The sequence below is a fragment of the uncultured Chloroflexus sp. genome (genome assembly GCF_937129525.1).
Taxonomy (GTDB): domain Bacteria; phylum Chloroflexota; class Chloroflexia; order Chloroflexales; family Chloroflexaceae; genus Chloroflexus.
In genome coordinates, this window is the sequence record NZ_CAKZNK010000068.1 from 1 (window position 1) to 17,034 (window position 17,034).

Sequence of the window (17,034 nt, forward strand, 5' to 3'; positions counted from 1 at the left end):
TCGTCCAATCCACGTCATTCCACTCGGCGTGGATCTGACCGTCTTTACGCCTGGATCACCGCGCACTGAACTGATCGATCGCACTATCTTTCTCTCGGTCTTCGAATGGAGTCGGCGTAAAGGTTGGGATGTGCTGCTGACGGCATATCGGGCAGCGTTTCAACCGCGTGATCCGGTTGTGCTGGTGTTGAAGATCGACCATCGCGCTGATGGGAACCCGTTGCGTGAACTGGCGGCCATCCTGGACGAACATGCGCCGCCGGTGGCTGTGCTCTACAATCAGACGTTGACCGCTGCCCGGATGGCTGAACTCTACCGTAGTGTTGATTGCTTCGTCTTGCCGAGCCGCGGTGAAGGTTGGGGAATGCCGGCATTGGAGGCAATGGCCTGTGGAACGCCGGTGATTGCTACTGACTGGAGTGGCTTGACAGAGTTTTTGGATGAAACGTGTGGCTATCCGTTGCCGATCCGCGGTTTGACACCGACTGGCATGGCGAGTGGTCCCTACGCCGGGGCGCAATGGGCCGAACCCGATAGTGATGCGCTGGTCGAGCTATTGCGGCGAGTGCATCAGCGGCGTGAGGAAGCGCGGGCGCTTGGCGCGCAGGCTGCCCGCCGCGCGCAAAACTGGACCTGGACGCGCAGCGCGCAGACAATCTGCGATCGATTACGAGCGATTGGTGTCTGAGATGACGTGTTCAACGCGCGTAATCGATCGCGCGACTCGGTTTACGTTCATTTCGTGGCTGCATCAAGCGCTTCGCCTACCCGTAATACCTCCTCAAGCGTGTTATAGAAGTGGGGGGCAATTCGCACTCCTGATCCTCGTGGGGTAACGATCAAGCCAGCTTCGGTAAGCCGGTGAGCAACGGCGGTTGGGTTATCAACCAGCGCTACCACAATACCGCTGCGGTGTTGTGGCGCAGTGTCGGCGGCCAGTTGGTAACCTCGCTCGCGTAAATCGTCGATCAACGCCGCAACCAGCGTATTGATCTGGCGCTCGATCTGTTCGATCCCTACTTCCTGCAACATTGTCACCGCTGCCAGCAGGGCCAGATTGTTGGCAACATTCGGCGTGCCGAGGGTAAAGCGTTCAGCCGTTTCCGGCAGGGTCAGGTTGTAGTCGAGATAGTTTTGACCGCTCACGCTACTGGCTGCGCCAACGTAGGCTCCCGGCTCTAATTCGCGGATCAGCTCACGGCGCACGTAGAGAAAACCGCTTCCTGGGGTTGAAAGCAACCACTTCTGTGAACCACAGGCCAGCATATCGATATGGCAGGCCTGGACATCGAGCGGAAATGCGCCTAGTGTCTGGATTGCATCAACCACAAAGTAGATGCTACGCTCGCGGCAGATCTGTCCGACCGCAGCCAGATCATTACGGAAACCGGTGGCAAACATCGCCGAACTGAGCGCAATCACCCGTGTGCGGTGGTCAATCCGCCGTATCAGCAGCTCAAGATCGAGACCTCCCTTATGTTGCGGTACCACTTTTGTCAAGACGCCACGGTAGGCCAGTTGCTGCCACGGATAGACATTGGCCGGATAGTCACCATCAAGGATCAGCACATTGTCGCCGGGGCGCAGCGGCAGGCTGACGGCGGCGGTGTTGATTCCGGCAGCAGTATTAGGCATCAGCACAATCTCATCGGCTGACCTGGCATTAATCAGTTGCGCCAGCCGTTGTTTAAGTTCGTTAAATTGCGCTATCACGCGCGGAAAAACGGCCAGAAACGGCTCGCGACCGGCCTGTTCCAGATAGGTTTGCACGGCGGCCTGCACCCGGCGACTGAGCGGCGAGACGGCGGCGTGGCTAAGAAAGGCATACCGTTCGGTGATCGGAAATTCGCTACGATAACTGGCAAAATCGGCTGTCATACAGGTGATCCTTCAAGAAACTCGGTCAGGATGGCGTGATACTCTTGCGGACGTTCGAGCATCGGCAGGTGACCGCACTGCTCGATCCAGACCAGCCGGCAGCGGGGAATGCGGCTGGCGGCAACTGGCGCTCCCGGTGGTGGCATAATTTGGTCGTGCCGGCAGGCGACAATCAGGCTAGGCGCGCGAACGGCAGCCAGCGCAGCGCTAATGGTCGGACTCCCCGCGCCGCGGGCTGTTTCCAATGCTGTGCGCTGCTCCATCGCCAGAAAATCGGCGAACGTCTCGCGCAGAATGCTATGATCGGTGGGCAGACGATAAAAGAAACGATTGCCGACCAGTCGCATAATCGGTTCCACCTCGAGCATCCATGGCCGGCGCAGCGCCAGCCAGAGCGCCATCAGATGGTGAATGGAGGCCACAACCCGTCGTTCGCGCTCATCGCGGAAGGTGCTGAAACTGGTCAGGACAAGCCGTCTGACGCGATCTGGATAGCGAGCGGCGACGTGGACAGCAACTGCCGCGCACAATGAATGGCCATTGAGAGCAAATTGCTCAAGACCGAGCGCGTCCGCAAAGGCAATCACCCAATCGGCCAGCCGTTCGAGTGATAAGCGACCGGATAGTGGCGGCGATGAGCCGAATCCAGGGAGATCAGGGGCAATCACCAGATGGCGGTCGGCCAGGTCACGCAGGGTGTAATGCCAGAGTCGTGACGAACCACCCCAGCCATGCAGTAACAGCAATGGTGTCCCTTGACCGGCGCGGCGAAAGGTTGCGCGCAAACCGGCCACAGCAGTTTCAGAGGCAGATGCAGCGAGTATCGCCATAGGCATCCCTTTAAAACGGAAGGTCTCATTGCTATCATACCAGATTCACTTATCGGCGGTGTCATTGTCCAGAGCACTGATGAATAGGGTAGCTGATGCTCAGATCGTTCCTCCGGCTGATCAGTCATCAATCTGGCGCGCGTTCGTTCAGGTCAATGCGGTCGATGATAGGATTGGGGTGGGGCGGAGCCTGGCTCTGGTTTGTTATCGTCAACTTGTAAAGAGTTTTGCCATCTTTTTGGAGCTTGACACAAGACCAATCGCTATGTTACACTATCGGCGCGTGCGGGAATGCCAAAATATGCGAACTAAAACCGATATAAACCACTAGATGTAGTATTCACTTCTAGTGCTGGTCTCTCTGTCATTGACGACAGTTTTAAAAATCATTTACAATTGAAGGTTCGTTGGTTTGGTTTTCCCGGCGTATCAACGGTTTATCTAACGGAGGAGTATTCTTCAAATGATGAAACACGAGCTTGCTCCCGCCAGTTTGACCGACATCGCCCGCACCGTGTTGAAGAAGCGCTACCTGCTCAAGAATGAGCGCGGCGATGTGATCGAGACGCCGGAAGCAATGTTTTGGCGGGTTGCCGAAACGATTGCCGCCGTTGATGCCCGCTACGGCGCCTCTGCCGGGCAGGTCGAAGAGCGGGCCGAGCGATTTTACCATCTGATGACTCAGGGCTATTTCGAGCCGAATAGCCCGACTTTGATGAATGCCGGGCGGCCTCTTGGTCAGTTGAGCGCATGTTTTGTGCTGCCAATCGAAGATAATCTCCATAGTATCTACGAAACGCTCAAACATCAAGCGCTGATCCATCAGAGCGGCGGCGGTACCGGCTTCAGCTTCTCGCGGCTGCGTCCGCGCAACGATGTGGTGCGGAGCACGATGGGTGTGGCGAGCGGGCCGGTCAGTTTCATGGATGTGTACAACCACTCGACCGAGGCTATCAAGCAGGGTGGCACTCGCCGCGGCGCGAATATGGGTATCTTGCGCTGCGATCATCCCGATATTCTCGAGTTTATTACGTGCAAACTCGATACGACCAAAATCACCAACTTCAATATTTCTGTTGCGATTACCGATGCCTTCATGCGTGCCGTTGAGCGCGATGAGCTGTACGACCTGATCAATCCGCGCACAGGTGAAGTGCAGATTGCATCACGAGACGGGTTGAAGCATCCGCTGACCGGTGAGGTGCTCGTGCCCGCCGGTCAACCGATGCGCTTGCGGGCGCGGATGGTATTCGATCTGATCGTGCAGTGCGCCCACGCGACCGGCGAACCGGGCCTCTTCTTCATCGATCGCGCCAATGAGTATAATCCGGTGCCCCATTTGGGTCAGTATGAGGCAACCAATCCCTGCGGCGAGCAGCCGCTGCTTCCCTACGATGTCTGCAATCTGGGTTCGATCAATCTGGGCAAGTTTGTGACACCAGAGCAAACCATCGATTGGGATCATTTGCGCGACGTGGTGCATGAAAGCACTCGCTTCCTTGATAATGTGATCGATGCCAACCACTATCCGCTCGAGCAGATTACTCATCTGAGCCAGCGCATCCGCCGAATCGGGTTGGGTGTGATGGGATGGGCCGATATGCTGGTGCGGCTTGGTATTCCGTACAACTCGCCCGAGGCAATTGAACTGGCGCGCAAGGTGATGCGGTTTATCGACGAAGAGAGCAAAGTTGCCTCTGAGCAGTTGGCGCGCGAACGCGGCCCCTTCCCTGAGTGGGAGCACAGCATTTGGGGGCCAGATGCAACCTGCGCCCGCCGTCCTGACGGCTCGCGTATTCGTCCACAACGCTTGCTGCGCAATTGTAACGTGACAACGGTCGCTCCTACCGGTACTATCAGCATTATTGCCGGTTGTTCATCGGGTATCGAGCCGCTGTTTGCAATTGCCTTCTGGCGCTACCAGGCTGATAGCCGGATGCTTGACATCAATCAAGATTTTGTCGCGCAGGCCAAACGCGAAGGATGGTATAGCGTTGAACTGATGGAGCGCATCGCCGATACTGGCCACATCCATCACCCGGAAGTGCCGGCTGAAGCGCAACGGGTTTGGGTGACAGCGCATGACATTGCGCCTGAGTGGCACGTGCGCATGCAGGCAGCGTTCCAGGAATATACCGATAGCGCCATCTCGAAGACGATCAATTTCCCCCACGAAGCTACGCCCGATCAGGTGCGCGAGGCCTACGAACTGGCCTTCCGGCTTGGTTGCAAGGGTATTACCGTCTATCGCGATGGATCACGCGCCAATCAGGTGCTCTCGACGGGCTCAACCGCGAAAGCGGGGAACGTTCCGGCAGCAACTCCCGAACCGGTTGAGTTGAAGCCACGACCGGTGCCTTCTGAGGCGTTACCCAGTCATTCTTTCCCGGTGATTACGCCGCTCGGTAAACTCCGCCTGTTTGTGACCGAGCTGGATGGCAAACCATTTGAGGTATTTGCTATTATCGGTCGCGCCGGGAGTGATGTTACTGCCTTTACCGAGGCAATCGGGCGCCTGATCTCGCTGGCGCTCCGGTGTGGTGTGCCGGTGAAGCTGATCGCCGAGCAACTGCGGGGAATTGGTGGTTCACGTTCTGCCGGGTTTGGCCCTGATCGCGTGCGGTCGGTGCCTGATGCAATCGGCAAGGTGTTGCTGGATTACTACGTCAAAAATGGCAATGGCGATAACCACGTAAATGGTAATGGTGTGAGCAACGGTGAATATGTCGTGGCCGAGCCGCTCCAGGTAACGGCGCAGACTGCTTCGGCGAGTGAGCAACCGACCCATGCCCACCACGGTTTCATCGAGTCGGGTGAGATTTGTCCGGAGTGCCAGAATGCTACTATGATCAACGAAGAGGGTTGTCGCAAGTGCCACGCCTGTGGCTTTAGTGAGTGCTGATTGTTCTCGTTGACGACACCGTATATCAGTCTCCGCGCGCGCTATCTGGTTGGCAGTCAGATGGCGCGCGCAGTTGCGTTGTATGAGTTCCTGTTCAGAGGTGTTTCATAACACAAGGATGTCTCCATGCAATCTGATTATTTTGGTAAAATTGTCAAAAAACAATCATTTATTGTGAATATTTTCGTGTTTACTTTAATGATATTATCAATTATTGCGGTAAGTGTTTACTTTTACGTGGCTGTTTTGCGAATTAATCGTCCTTTTGCGCTCGAGTGGTTAGAAGGGCATTCATTTGTTCAGGTGTTGCGTATCTTAAACGGGCAATTTCTTTATGCTCCTCCTACCTATGAATTTATTTCTACGATCTATATGCCGCTCTATTTTTACACAGCGGCTATTGTGGCGCACCTGATCGGGAATATTCTGGTTGCAATGCGATTGGTCTCATTGCTGGCCTCCATCGGTATCTTCGTGATGATCTACCGGTTAGCTCGCTTGCGATCACTTAGTCCAGCCTTAAGCCTGATTGCTGCCGGATTGTTTGCCGCTACCTATGAAGTGTCAGGGTATTGGTTTGATATTGGCCGCATTGATACGCTCGCGGTTTTTTTTCTGTTAGCCGCATACGTAACGGTCATTATGAAGCCTGTGAAAGAGGAGCTGGTGGGCGCAGGCGGCGGTATACTCTTCTTCTTATATAACCAAGCAAAACGGATTAATTGCTGTGCCATTTGCTGTGCTGTATCTCTGCTTCCAACGGCGCTGGAAACAGGCGTTTTGGCTGGGTGGCGCATTTGGGATCTGTGCCGGGATATTTGTCATAACGATGAACCATCTTTCAGAGGGATGGTTTTGGATATGCACAGTGTTGATTCCCGCAGCCCATCCGGTTTCGATTGAAACCATCCGTGATCAGTTTTGGCAACAATACATCTTTCCGCGCTTTTGGTGGATATTCGTCATCATGGCATTGACCTGGGTGAAGTTGCTCGTTCAGCGCGATCGAGCCTTACTGTTCGACTACGCTACATTTTTCTTCTGCTTCTTTGGGCCACTCGTTGGGATTGGGTGGGCCGGATTCGCAAAACAGTTGGCCTACCTTAATCATTTGCTGCCAGTCTGTGCAGCATTGGTGTTGGTCGGCGTAGAGTCTTACCACCATCTGATCCGACCGATGGAGATCCGGACTCTTACATGGTTAAGTAAAGGCATTGTTCTCGTTGCATCGCTTGGGTTGGTGATGCAGTTTGTGGCCTTGCGTTACGATGTTCAGGCTCAGATCCCATCCCAATCTTCACGAGAAGCCGGAGATCGAATCATCGAAATCCTTCGTTCAGCCGAAGATCCTGTCTTTATTCCAACCTCACCCTATCTACAGGTATTGGTTGACAAGCCAACTCATTTTCATGCTTCGACGTTAGGTGACCTGAATCTGGCTATGCGATACAGTCCATCTTTGCAGCAACTGCTCGAACCATATGTTCAGCAGATTCATGCCTATATTGCCAGTGGCGCGATCAAAACAGCCATGTTGCCAAATGCGCGGTGGTACCACGGCGTTTTTAATGCTGACCATGGTTACTCGTGTGAAAGTTTAATCGCCAATCATCCACCGTTAAGCACGATAACCGGCGTCGTCAGTTATCTTGAGCAGGTCTGTTATCGGCGTGAATAGCGGGCTGTCACGGGGTAAACCGGGGGTGGTTGACCGCAATGCCTCTGCTCGCTACAATACTACCGCAGTGCGAGCAAGCAACGTTAAGGAGAGCGTCATGAACATCCGCGAGGCGATTGCCGCTGTGGTTGCCCGCCGTGATTTGACCCAGGCCGAGGCGGCCAGCGTGATGGAAGAGATTATGAGCGGTACGGCAACACCGGCTCAGATTGGTGCGTTTTTGACCGCGTTGCATATTAAGGGTGAAACTGACGCTGAAATCGCCGGTATGGCAGCGGTAATGCGCGAGAAGGCGACGCATGTTTACTTTGACGGGCCGGTCATTGATACCTGCGGCACCGGTGGCGATGGCGCTCATACGTTCAATATCAGCACAGTTGCCGCATTTGTGGCGGCTGGCGCGGGGTTAACGGTGGCCAAACACGGTAATCGCGCAATGTCGAGCGTGTGCGGCAGCGCCGATGTGCTCGAGGGGTTAGGAGTGCAGATTGAACTGGATGCCGAGGGTGTCACCCGTTGTCTGCGCGAGGCAGGGATTGGCTTCATGTTTGCGCCCAAATTCCATCCGGCGATGCGCTTTGCCGGGCCTGTTCGGCGTGAGATCGGGATTCGCACCGTGTTTAACATTCTCGGTCCTCTGACCAATCCGGCCCGTGCCCGTTATCAGGTGTTGGGTGTTGCCAGCGCTGCCCTGGCCGAGAAGCTGGCTAATGCCCTGAACCGGCTTGAGACGGCGCATGCGCTGGTTGTCCATGGCGATGGCGGTGTTGATGAGCTGACTCTGTCCGGCCCCAATCTGATATTCGAGGTGCGTGCCGGTCAGCCAATTCGCCAGACGATGGTTGCGCCAGAAGATGTTGGCCTGGCGCGCGCGCCGCGTGAGGCGCTGCGCGGTGGGGATGTGGCGTACAACGTGGCGATTGCGCGTGCCATTCTGTCGGGAGAAGAGCGAGGGCCGCGTCGCGATGTCGCGCTCTTTAACGCCGCGGCTGCTCTGGTAGCTGGCGATCTGGCCCCTGATCTCCCAACTGGGGTCAAGATGGCTCAGGCCAGTATCGATAGTGGCCGGGCCTTGGAACGGCTCAACCGCATGATCGCAGTGAGTCGCGCTGAGAAATAAGCATCGGTTGGAGCAGGGAACGGGTTGTTGCGCGCGCAGCAGGCGCTCGTTTGCATGCCGCCTTCAATTATCACATCTTTTCGACCACAAGAGTCTGGAACAAGATGGCGCAAGACATTCGTCTCACTCGTCTGCGACGGCACCGGTTTGCCCTCTGGCGGTTAATTGTTGCCAATATTATCGATGACCTGCGCATCGTGCGTGAGGCCTGGTTTCCCATCACTGCGCTCACGCTGGTGCTGGCGAGTTGCACCCTCTATTTGCGCTGGTTTTATCTCCCCGAACGCTGTGATTGTCAGCCCGATACTGCGTTCGCTCTCTTCGAGACGCTCAAGTTACTGATCTTTCAGACTGATCTCGATCTGCCTGACGAAGTTATCGGACGCGCCCTATTCTTTCTTACCCCCTTGTTCGGTCTCTTTTTCCTGTTGCAAAGCGCGGTTGATATTGGTCGATTACTGGTGGATAAGCGCGCCCGGCCAGATCGCTGGCAAGAGTCGCTGGCGGCTACCTATCGCGGCCATATGATTGTGTGTGGTTTGGGGCGGGTTGGCTATCGGGTTGTATTGCAACTGCTCGATTGTCGCCGTGAAGTGGTGGCAATCGAGTTCAATCCAAACTGTGAATTTGTGCCGATTCTGACCGGTCTGGGCGTGCCGGTAGTGCATGGCGATGCTCGTGATCCGGCAGTGCTGGCCCGGGCCGGCTTGCGGCGAGCGCAGGGTTTGATTGCGACCATCGACGATGATCTCAAGAATCTCGAGATTGCGCTGGCAGCGCGCCGTTTGCGCCCTGAATTGCCCACGGTGCAAAGAATCTTTAGTCGCGCGCTCGATGCTCGCATCGAGCGCACGTTTGGCCGCAATTCAGCCTTTAGTCCGGCGGCGCTGGCCGCGCCGACCTTTGCCGCTGCCCTGCTGAGTTCGCAGGTGCGCTATGTGCTTGATCTCCCGCGTGGTTTGTTGGGGGTTGCGTACATTACAGTCAGCGATGATAGCCCGTTGATCGGACCGGTGGCTGAACTCGAAACCCGGTTTGGGGTGCGCCGCCTGCCAGGAGCTAATGCGCATTTGCCCGTTCTGCCGAGTGAAGAGATTGCGCTTGTGGGGCCATTATCGGCGCTCGAAGCGGCGCAGTGGGTTAATCGTCCACCGCCTGCGCGGCACAACGGCAGTTTGATCGTATGTGGCTTGGGGAAAGTTGGAACACAGGTTGTGCGCCTGCTCAATCGACGCGAACCACGTCCGCATCTGACGGTCATCTGTACTGTCGAGACGCCACAGCGCTACGTTGAGACGCTGACCAGCCAGGGAGTGCGTGTCTTGCGCGGCGATGCTCGCGATCCGGAGCTGTTGCGTGAAGCCGGGATCGAGCAGGCGGCAGCGCTGGCCGCACTCTACAGCGATGATCTGCTCAATTTGCAGATCGGGCTGGCGGTGCGGAGCCTCTACCCTGATGTGCATCTGGTATTGCGCGTCTTTAGCGATGTTCTGGCCGACCGACTGGCCGATCTGTTCGGGATTCACACTGCCTTTAGCACATCGGCGCTGGCGGCGCCGAGTCTGGTGGCTGCGGCGCTGCTGCCCGATGTCGAAGCTGCCTTTGATATTGGCGATCAGTTGCTGGTGGTGCGACGCCAGATCGTGACCGATCAGCGTAGCGGCAAGACGGTAGCCGAGTTGCGGGCAACCAATCAGTTACCACTCAGTGTTCGTCGCGGTGACGATTTTCAGTGGTTACCGCCCGATAACCTGGTTATCGAAGCAGGCGACGAGATAGAGATATTAACCTACCTGACCTGATCATGTCTGAACACGATCTTCCCGCCGACCATTGTGAGCGTAACCTGAGCGGTTGCGATCTGATCGAGGGGGCCGGTAGTGATGTCGCGGTCGAGCAGGATGAGATCGGCCAGATAGCCGGGCGCTAACCGTCCAAGCTCATGGTCGCGGAAACCGGCGTAGGCTGCCCAGGTCGTATAACCGGCCAGCGCCTCGGCAATAGAAAGGCGTTGATCGGGAAAGTCACTCTCTGGCGGGCTGAAGTCGAGCTTGCCCCGCGTGCAGGCCACCTGCATCCCACGCAGTGGCGATGGATCGGCGACCGGCCAATCGCTACCAAGCGCCATTGTTGCCCCTGCCCGCAGCAGATCGCGCCAGGGAAACCCGAAGCGATGGCGTTGCATTCCCACCAATCGCCACCATGGATTCTGGCGATCCATGCCGAAATCGACGTGTAATGGTTGCACGGAAGCGATCACGCCGAGTTGGGCAAAGCGTGGTTGATCAGCCGGATCGACGATCTCGGCATGTTCGATACGGTGGCGGGAGTCGCGTTGACCGTTCGCGCGTCGGGCAGCGGCAAAAGCGTCAAGAGTCTGTCGCGCGCCGCCATCGCCGATTGCATGCACGCAGACCTGCAAGCCGGCAGCGTCAGCGCGGGTAATCAGGTCAACGAACTCGACGGGATCGTAATTGGCGACACCGCGCTCGCCACTGCCATCGGCGTATGGCTCGATCATCAACGCGGTTTTGGCCTCAACCACGCCATCAACAAAGAGCTTGACCGCATCGGTCTGTATAAACGGATGGTTGTTTTGGCGCGCATCTGCGGCCCAGGCTGTGATCTGATGCGGATCGGTGCCGGGTGACAGTGAGAGTGGCAGCCGGATACGCACAGTCAATTCGCCTGCTGCTGCCAGTTCGCGGTAGCGCGCGCGTTGCGCTTCATCGCCGTCCATGTTGTGGATACTGGTTATCCCCAGAGCGTTGAGCTGGCGCATTGCGCGTTGTAGAAGATCGCGCAACTCGCGCTCGCCAGGGGGCGGGATCAAACGCCGCACCAGATCCATTGCGGGCGCTTCGCGCAGCTCGCCGCTGGCCCGTCCATCGGCTCCTATGACAACTGTGCTGAAAGGATTCCCGGTGTCGGCGCCGTCAAGGATGCCGGCGAGCTGAAGCGCTCGCGTATTTGCCCAGGCGGTATGGCCGTCGAACGCAGTCAACAACACTGGCCGGTCAGGGACGACGGCATCGAGTAGCCGCCGATCGGGAACCTCACCATCGGCAAACAGTCGGTAGCGCCAGCCGCGACCGATCAACCATGCCGACAGGGGATGCGCCGCAGCGTAGGCTGCCAGACGAGCCTGCAAATCGGTCACGCTTTGAGCTGTTTCCAGGCGCAACATCCCAAGCGCGCGCGCGCCATTCTGGATGTGAAGATGACAGTCGGCCAGGCCAGGCAAAGCCAGCCTTCCGCCACCATCAATAATCTCGGTAGTCGAGTGTTGCCACTGCGGCGCATCATCATCGGGACCGATCCAGATAATGCGATTGTGGCGGATCGCAATCGCCTGCAGACCAGGAATACCCGGCAGGCGAATCTGGCGCAACAGCACATGAGCGAAGGTCATTGGCGGCTCCGTTGTGGTTAGCGGACGAGACTCAGCAATATACTCAATGTTACCAGACTGGCAAATGACGATACGACCACCGTACTGACCACCAGTTGAGGGCGAGTATCGAATTCAATGGCCAGGATGGTGGTATTGACCGCGGTCGGCATACCGGCCATCATTACGCCCACCCCGAGCGCGATACCGTCCATACCGAGCAGACGCGCCAGCCCGAATGCAAGCAGCGGCGAGATGATCAGGCGAATCGCAGTGGCGAAAGCTACCATTGTCGGTTGAACAATCGGCGCGCCAGCGCCCAATTGCACGCCAAGGATGAGTAACATGATTGGTAGTGCTGCCTCACTGAGCAAGGCGACACCTTCAAACAGGCTATGAGCGATGCCGCTCGCCGTAGCCGGATTGAAACCCAGCCAGCGCAGGGCCAATGCCCCGGCGACAGCGTACAGTTGGGGCATATGAATGAGCCGGTCAACGACTTGCCGCCATACATGTCGCTCGCCGCTGGCAGCGCCGGCAGCAGCGACAGCAACGCCTAACGTTTGAGCCATGATCGATTGCATGATAAAGTAGAAAACGCCGAGCGTGAAGCCGGCTTCGCCGAACGCAAAGCGCGATGCCGGAAGACCATAGTTGCCTGAATTCATAAACATACTGGTCAGCAAGAGCGCTGTCACCTCTTTGCCGCGCAACCGTAATACCAGGGCGCTGATCCAGACTGTCAGTGCCATCAACACCAGCACACCGACTGCAAAGAAGAGCATCCGTCCGGCATCAGGCCCGCGCAGATCGGCTCGCACCAGGGCGACGAAGATCAATGCTGGACTCAGCCCATAGATCATCAGCCGGTTGAGGGTGACCAGATCGAGTGGTAGGGTGCGGCGGAGCGCAAATCCTGCCGTTGCGACCACGGCAATCGGCAAGAGAACGTCGATCAGGATCGTGATCATTCTTTCCTCAAGTTGAACAGATTTTCAGATACAGGATCGGGCCGCAGAAATATTCTGATATGGAAACGTTGCACTTATTCACTGACAGTGATACGTGGTAAACAAATAGTGCGTATCAGGTAGATTTCTGGCTTGATCAACGACAAAATGGTACGATACAGAAGTGGTACGTTTTCGGTAACTGGCTAGCGATATAGTATGCTCTGATGACACCCTGTATGCGTTATAGTAAACATCGTTCACAGGAGAAGGTATGTCGCGCAATAGCTCGTTTGCGAATACGCTACTTACACTCATCCTCATCCTGAACTTTTTACCGCTGTCTCTACTTCCTGCTAACGCCGCTGATTATACACCTGATCCTGATCTTGCTTCTGCCAGCGACGCACTGGTCGAAGCAATGGGAGACGAGATACCACCAGGCGAAGAACCACCACCGATCACGCTTGAGCAAAGCGGTGTCAGTATTTCAATCCTGGCATCGCCGGCGCGCATTCGTGGTGGGGAGGATCTGATATATACCGTCTCGTATGCAAATAACAGCGGGAGTGCGTTAAGCAATGTGCGCATCAAAGTGACGTGGACGTTCTGGTTTGGCTCTCGTCCATCAACGCTCAATGCCGATAAATATCAGCAATATTGCGCTGCTACCGGCGCAAATGCCTGCGCTCCCATTAATGTAACCGGTCCAGCCGTGACACGCAGTGGTTCACCTGAATATAACTCGACAACCAATGTTGGCAGCTACACCTACACGATTGGCGATCTGGCAAATGGCGTAAGTGGGAGTTTCCAGATCGCTTTGCGTGTTCCGGAAAATGTCTATCCGCTAATTGGCAAAGAACCGCGTCGTCCTTCAGCGTCGGCTGAACTCTTTGTCGGTAGTGAAAGCACAGCTCGCGTGGTTGCCAATTCATCGGCGCTGGTTGAAGGTCCGCTCTTCCGACTGGAAAAGGAGCGTACCGTCAGCGGGCTAAATCCGCGCATCTTTCCCACCCAGACGGGTGAGTTTCGGTTGCGTCTGAGCAATGTTGATCGCGAAGACTCTATTACGGCAACGAATGTCAAGTTGACCGATGTAGTTCCTTTAGGCGCCGAGTTTGTCAGCAGTGTGCGAGGGCCTGATCGGACGCCTTTCTTGCCGGCGCAAACGGTGGTTAACGGGCGGGTAGTGTTAACCTGGACGATCGATCAACTTGCTCGTGGTCAGACGATCGACATTTTCGTTACCTTTCGCAAGCTCGATATCGAGCCATGTGACCGGATGGAAAACAAAAAAGCCGATTACTACGTGACCAGTGACGAGATCCCCTTCCAACCGGGTAGCGCTACCAATCGTTACCAGATCCCGCCGCAAACCAGTAGCGTTTCATACAGTGTGCGTCCGCCTGTCGAAGTGGTCTTCGGTTCAACCCAGCCTGTCGTGTTCGGTGAACGCGGTAGCTTTACCTTCAAGGTGCGGAACTACTGGCCACAGGCCCTCAATGGATTGCGCGTAAATATTGTCTTGCAGCCTAACGTGCGCTATGTGCCGGGAAGCGCTAGCGCCGTTGGTACCTTTACTGCACAGGGGCCAACCGAAACAACTGGTGGAACGTTAAGCTGGCAATTCAACATGCCGGCAGGCACTATAAGCACACCCGTTGAGCAGAGTTTCGCTTTCGAAGTAACCGGGCGTTATACCACTGAAGGCAATGAGACAACGGTGGGTAGTGTCGTGGTGCCTGCCGGGGTGCCACAGTTCTGCAATGTTGCCGATATTGGTGGCTTTAATGTAGTGCCACGCCTTGCAGTCGCCAAATATTCCGAGGCTGAACGAAGCGGCACGAATTATATCGCCCGGAATAATCAACCATTCCAGTATGTCATCTCGCTGATCAACAACAGTTCGCAATCGATCAACGATATCAAGGTCTACGATTTGCTCCCTGCCGGCAATCAGGCTGATTTTTCTTATGTCGCAAACAGCGCAACGATTGATAGCGGTAATCCCGATGAGGCTACGCCTTTTGAGCCGATGATTAGTAGCACACCAAGCGGCTCGCTTGAGCGCACGACCCTGATCTGGGAAGGTATCGACCTGGCGCCGGGCGAATCCCGTTATATCCGGTATAACGTGATTACGCGCGGCCAGTTGCTTAATCGCGCTTACTGCAATGATCTCGATCAGCAGCGCATGGTCAATGCTCTGATAAATCCTGATCCCTCCTTGAACGGTGAAGAGATTGAATTTGTCAGCGCGCGCGCCTGTGTTCGCATTTCGCCAAACATTCAGATCAGCAAAGTCTTTAGCGATGCTGGTGGCGCTAATCTGGGAACGACGCGCATTATCACCGGTCCGGTGCCGCCAGGTGGCCAGACGCTTTACTTCACGTTGACTATTACCAACGCTGAAACGGCTAACACTTATACCGCCGGTCTGGTTGATTTTGCTCCGCAAGAACTGGCATTTCAGGCGGTCGAATTCAGTAATCTACCCATTGACAAACGTCAACCTGAGATTAGCGGCACTAATCCCTGGACATGGCCAACCCTGGCGATCCCCCCTGGCCAGACCTACACCGTGCGGATTCGCACACTCTTCAACCCGCCGTGTATCACCGATGAGTATACAAACCGGATCGGCTATACCTTCATCGATCCGACCACCGGTCAGAGTTCGCGTGTATCGCCACGTCCGCCGATTGAAGCCGTTATTGACTATCGTTGCGGAACCAATCGGCTTGACTACGACATTCAGGTGGATCGCGCAAACTTGAGCTTACGTGATCGAGGCCTCTTTACACTTAGGGTGCGAAATCTGAATGCAAACGCTCCCCTGAGCAATGTCATCGCCTATGCCTTTTTGCCGCCGCGTTATCTCTACAGTCAGACGGTCAGTAACCACGGATTTGATGGCCAGCGTTCCTTGCCTGATGGCTATACTGAATTGCGCTGGAGGATTCCCTCCATTCCAGCAGGGGGTCAGGTTGATGTGCTGTTCCGCGCTTTTTCTGCTGATGTAATCGGCTCAAGTCGGGTATATGCCCGCGCAACGGCTGACAACTTGCTCTCGGCAACGTGTGCGGCTCTAAATCGTTGCGCATTGTACTCTGTTGACGAACAGAGTCATCAAATGGCTTTCGTTGTGGTTACTACCCGTCCACTCCACACCTACACACCGCGAATCGAGGGTATCAACGAGTGCGCGGTAGCGGGTGATGAGCGGCTGTATACTCTGACGTTACTTAATACGAACCTGATCCCCTACACCAATACGACCGTTACACTCACGCTGCCAATTGGATTAAGCTATGTTCGATCTGATAATGGCTTTCCAGCGCCGCAAAGTATCAATTACCTCACTACCGGCACTCAGGCAGGTTCAACCCAGGTCGTCTGGCGGAATCTAACCGTGCCGGCCAAGCCTTCCTCGGCTGATGTCAGTCAGTTGACGCTGCAAATCTTGTTGCGCGTCGGACAGGTTTGGAGCGATCAGGGAACCAGTGTTGAAGTGACCAGCCCTGACGGGATCATTCCACGCACTGATGGCGAGGTAGATCCAACGGTACGCATCTGTGTGACCGGGCCGGCAGTCGCCAAAACGGCAAGTATAACGACGTTGCCGCCCTTCATGCCGGGTGATCCAAACCCGACATTCCTCTACCAGATCGAAGCAGTCAATCCGACGAATAGTTCTTATACTATTACCCTGCGTGATGTGCTTCCGGCTGGTCTGACCTACAATGCGATGTTGCGCGGTTCAGCGCCGCAGATCAGTACCAGTAGTGGGCGGACTGTATTGACGTGGAATAATCTTACGGTGCCTGCCCAGAGTGGTAGCACGCCCGGACGGGTGAGCTTGCTCTTCCGGGTCACCGCTAATCCGGCACAGATAAACGGCGATCTGACCAATACGGTAAACATTGTGAATAGTTCAGTTGAGATAACCGATCAATTGCTGGATGCGCCTGTTTCATTTAGCAGGCCGCAGCTCTGGATACCGATCGTTGTCCGTTAATGAGCGCGCGGGGCGCGTTGTCTGGCGTGCCCCGCATAGTAAGCCGGAGTCGTAATGAACTGCTGGCATTGCAACCGACCAGCCCATGGCGCGTGTATTTTCTGCGGGCGCGCAGTCTGTCGCGATCACGCGCAAGAGATGCCTCATATTGTCGCGCTGTATGCCGATCGCAAAGGCAATCATAAAGCTATTATCACCGCTCATGCCCTGTTTTGCGGTTTGTGTGAGCCGCGTGAGGATCCAGTCGAATTACCTGAATTGCGG

General features: G+C 55.8%; 11 protein-coding genes. 7 read left to right on the plus strand and 4 right to left on the minus strand.

The genetic code is table 11. The annotated features are described in order from the left end of the window. Positions 1 to 688, plus strand: a 688-nt coding sequence (locus Q0650_RS08335; RefSeq protein WP_298817817.1) for a glycosyltransferase, incomplete at its 5' end; no start/stop codon positions are given. A gap of 47 nt (positions 689 to 735) precedes the next feature. Here the strand turns inward: Q0650_RS08335 and Q0650_RS08340 are convergent. Further along, on the minus strand, positions 736 to 1,878 hold the full coding sequence (locus Q0650_RS08340) for an aminotransferase class V-fold PLP-dependent enzyme (protein ID WP_298817819.1): 1,143 nt from the start codon (positions 1,876 to 1,878) through the stop codon (positions 736 to 738). Beyond that, a complete protein-coding gene (locus tag Q0650_RS08345) occupies positions 1,875 to 2,708 on the minus strand; it encodes an alpha/beta fold hydrolase (RefSeq protein WP_298817820.1) in 834 nt (277 codons plus the stop codon). Before Q0650_RS08345 ends, Q0650_RS08340 begins: the two co-directional genes overlap by 4 nt. 463 nt (positions 2,709 to 3,171) lie before the next feature. On the opposite strand from Q0650_RS08345, the gene Q0650_RS08350 reads away from it, so the two are divergent. From Q0650_RS08350 to Q0650_RS08370, 5 genes are all read left to right on the plus strand, one after another. Beyond that, positions 3,172 to 5,610, plus strand: coding sequence for a vitamin B12-dependent ribonucleotide reductase (locus Q0650_RS08350; protein WP_298817821.1), 2,439 nt, complete (start codon positions 3,172 to 3,174; stop codon positions 5,608 to 5,610). Positions 5,611 to 5,736: 126 nt separating this feature from the next. Continuing rightward, on the plus strand, positions 5,737 to 6,513 hold the full coding sequence (locus tag Q0650_RS08355) for a glycosyltransferase family 39 protein (protein ID WP_298817822.1): 777 nt from the start codon (positions 5,737 to 5,739) through the stop codon (positions 6,511 to 6,513). Continuing rightward, positions 6,479 to 7,288, plus strand: coding sequence for a hypothetical protein (locus tag Q0650_RS08360; protein ID WP_298817824.1), 810 nt, complete (start codon positions 6,479 to 6,481; stop codon positions 7,286 to 7,288). Before Q0650_RS08355 ends, Q0650_RS08360 begins: the two co-directional genes overlap by 35 nt. Positions 7,289 to 7,385: 97 nt before the next feature. Then, the gene (trpD, locus tag Q0650_RS08365; RefSeq protein ID WP_298817826.1) at positions 7,386 to 8,408 is read left to right on the plus strand and encodes an anthranilate phosphoribosyltransferase; all 1,023 of its coding nucleotides are present in this window, start codon (positions 7,386 to 7,388) and stop codon (positions 8,406 to 8,408) included. A 104-nt stretch (positions 8,409 to 8,512) separates the two neighbouring features. Further along, a complete protein-coding gene (locus Q0650_RS08370; RefSeq protein ID WP_298817827.1) occupies positions 8,513 to 10,210 on the plus strand; it encodes a TrkA family potassium uptake protein in 1,698 nt (565 codons plus the stop codon). Here Q0650_RS08370 and Q0650_RS08375 read toward each other — a convergent pair. Beyond that, entirely contained in the window at positions 10,198 to 11,820 is a 1,623-nt protein-coding gene (locus tag Q0650_RS08375) for an amidohydrolase (protein WP_298817829.1), read from the minus strand. The two genes, Q0650_RS08370 and Q0650_RS08375, sit on opposite strands and share 13 nt — an antisense overlap. A 17-nt stretch (positions 11,821 to 11,837) precedes the next feature. Continuing rightward, positions 11,838 to 12,770: an AEC family transporter gene (locus Q0650_RS08380; protein ID WP_298817831.1), complete on the minus strand. Its 933-nt coding sequence runs from the start codon at positions 12,768 to 12,770 to the stop codon at positions 11,838 to 11,840. Positions 12,771 to 13,023: 253 nt separating this feature from the next. On the opposite strand from Q0650_RS08380, the gene Q0650_RS08385 reads away from it, so the two are divergent. Continuing rightward, a complete protein-coding gene (locus tag Q0650_RS08385) occupies positions 13,024 to 16,770 on the plus strand; it encodes an isopeptide-forming domain-containing fimbrial protein (protein ID WP_298817833.1) in 3,747 nt (1,248 codons plus the stop codon). The last annotated feature ends 264 nt before the right edge of the window (positions 16,771 to 17,034 follow it).

Bases quoted from the DNA above. Each gene is read 5' to 3' on its own strand.
- Q0650_RS08340 (WP_298817819.1), bottom strand. From the start codon at position 1,878: ATGACAGCCGATTTTGCCAGTTATCGTAGCGAATTTCCGATCACCGAA.
- Q0650_RS08345 (WP_298817820.1), bottom strand. From the start codon at position 2,708: ATGGCGATACTCGCTGCATCTGCCTCTGAAACTGCTGTGGCCGGTTTG.
- Q0650_RS08350 (WP_298817821.1), top strand. From the start codon at position 3,172: ATGATGAAACACGAGCTTGCTCCCGCCAGTTTGACCGACATCGCCCGC.
- Q0650_RS08355 (WP_298817822.1), top strand. From the start codon at position 5,737: ATGCAATCTGATTATTTTGGTAAAATTGTCAAAAAACAATCATTTATT.
- trpD (WP_298817826.1), top strand. From the start codon at position 7,386: ATGAACATCCGCGAGGCGATTGCCGCTGTGGTTGCCCGCCGTGATTTG.
- Q0650_RS08370 (WP_298817827.1), top strand. From the start codon at position 8,513: ATGGCGCAAGACATTCGTCTCACTCGTCTGCGACGGCACCGGTTTGCC.
- Q0650_RS08375 (WP_298817829.1), bottom strand. From the start codon at position 11,820: ATGACCTTCGCTCATGTGCTGTTGCGCCAGATTCGCCTGCCGGGTATT.
- Q0650_RS08380 (WP_298817831.1), bottom strand. From the start codon at position 12,770: ATGATCACGATCCTGATCGACGTTCTCTTGCCGATTGCCGTGGTCGCA.
- Q0650_RS08385 (WP_298817833.1), top strand. From the start codon at position 13,024: ATGTCGCGCAATAGCTCGTTTGCGAATACGCTACTTACACTCATCCTC.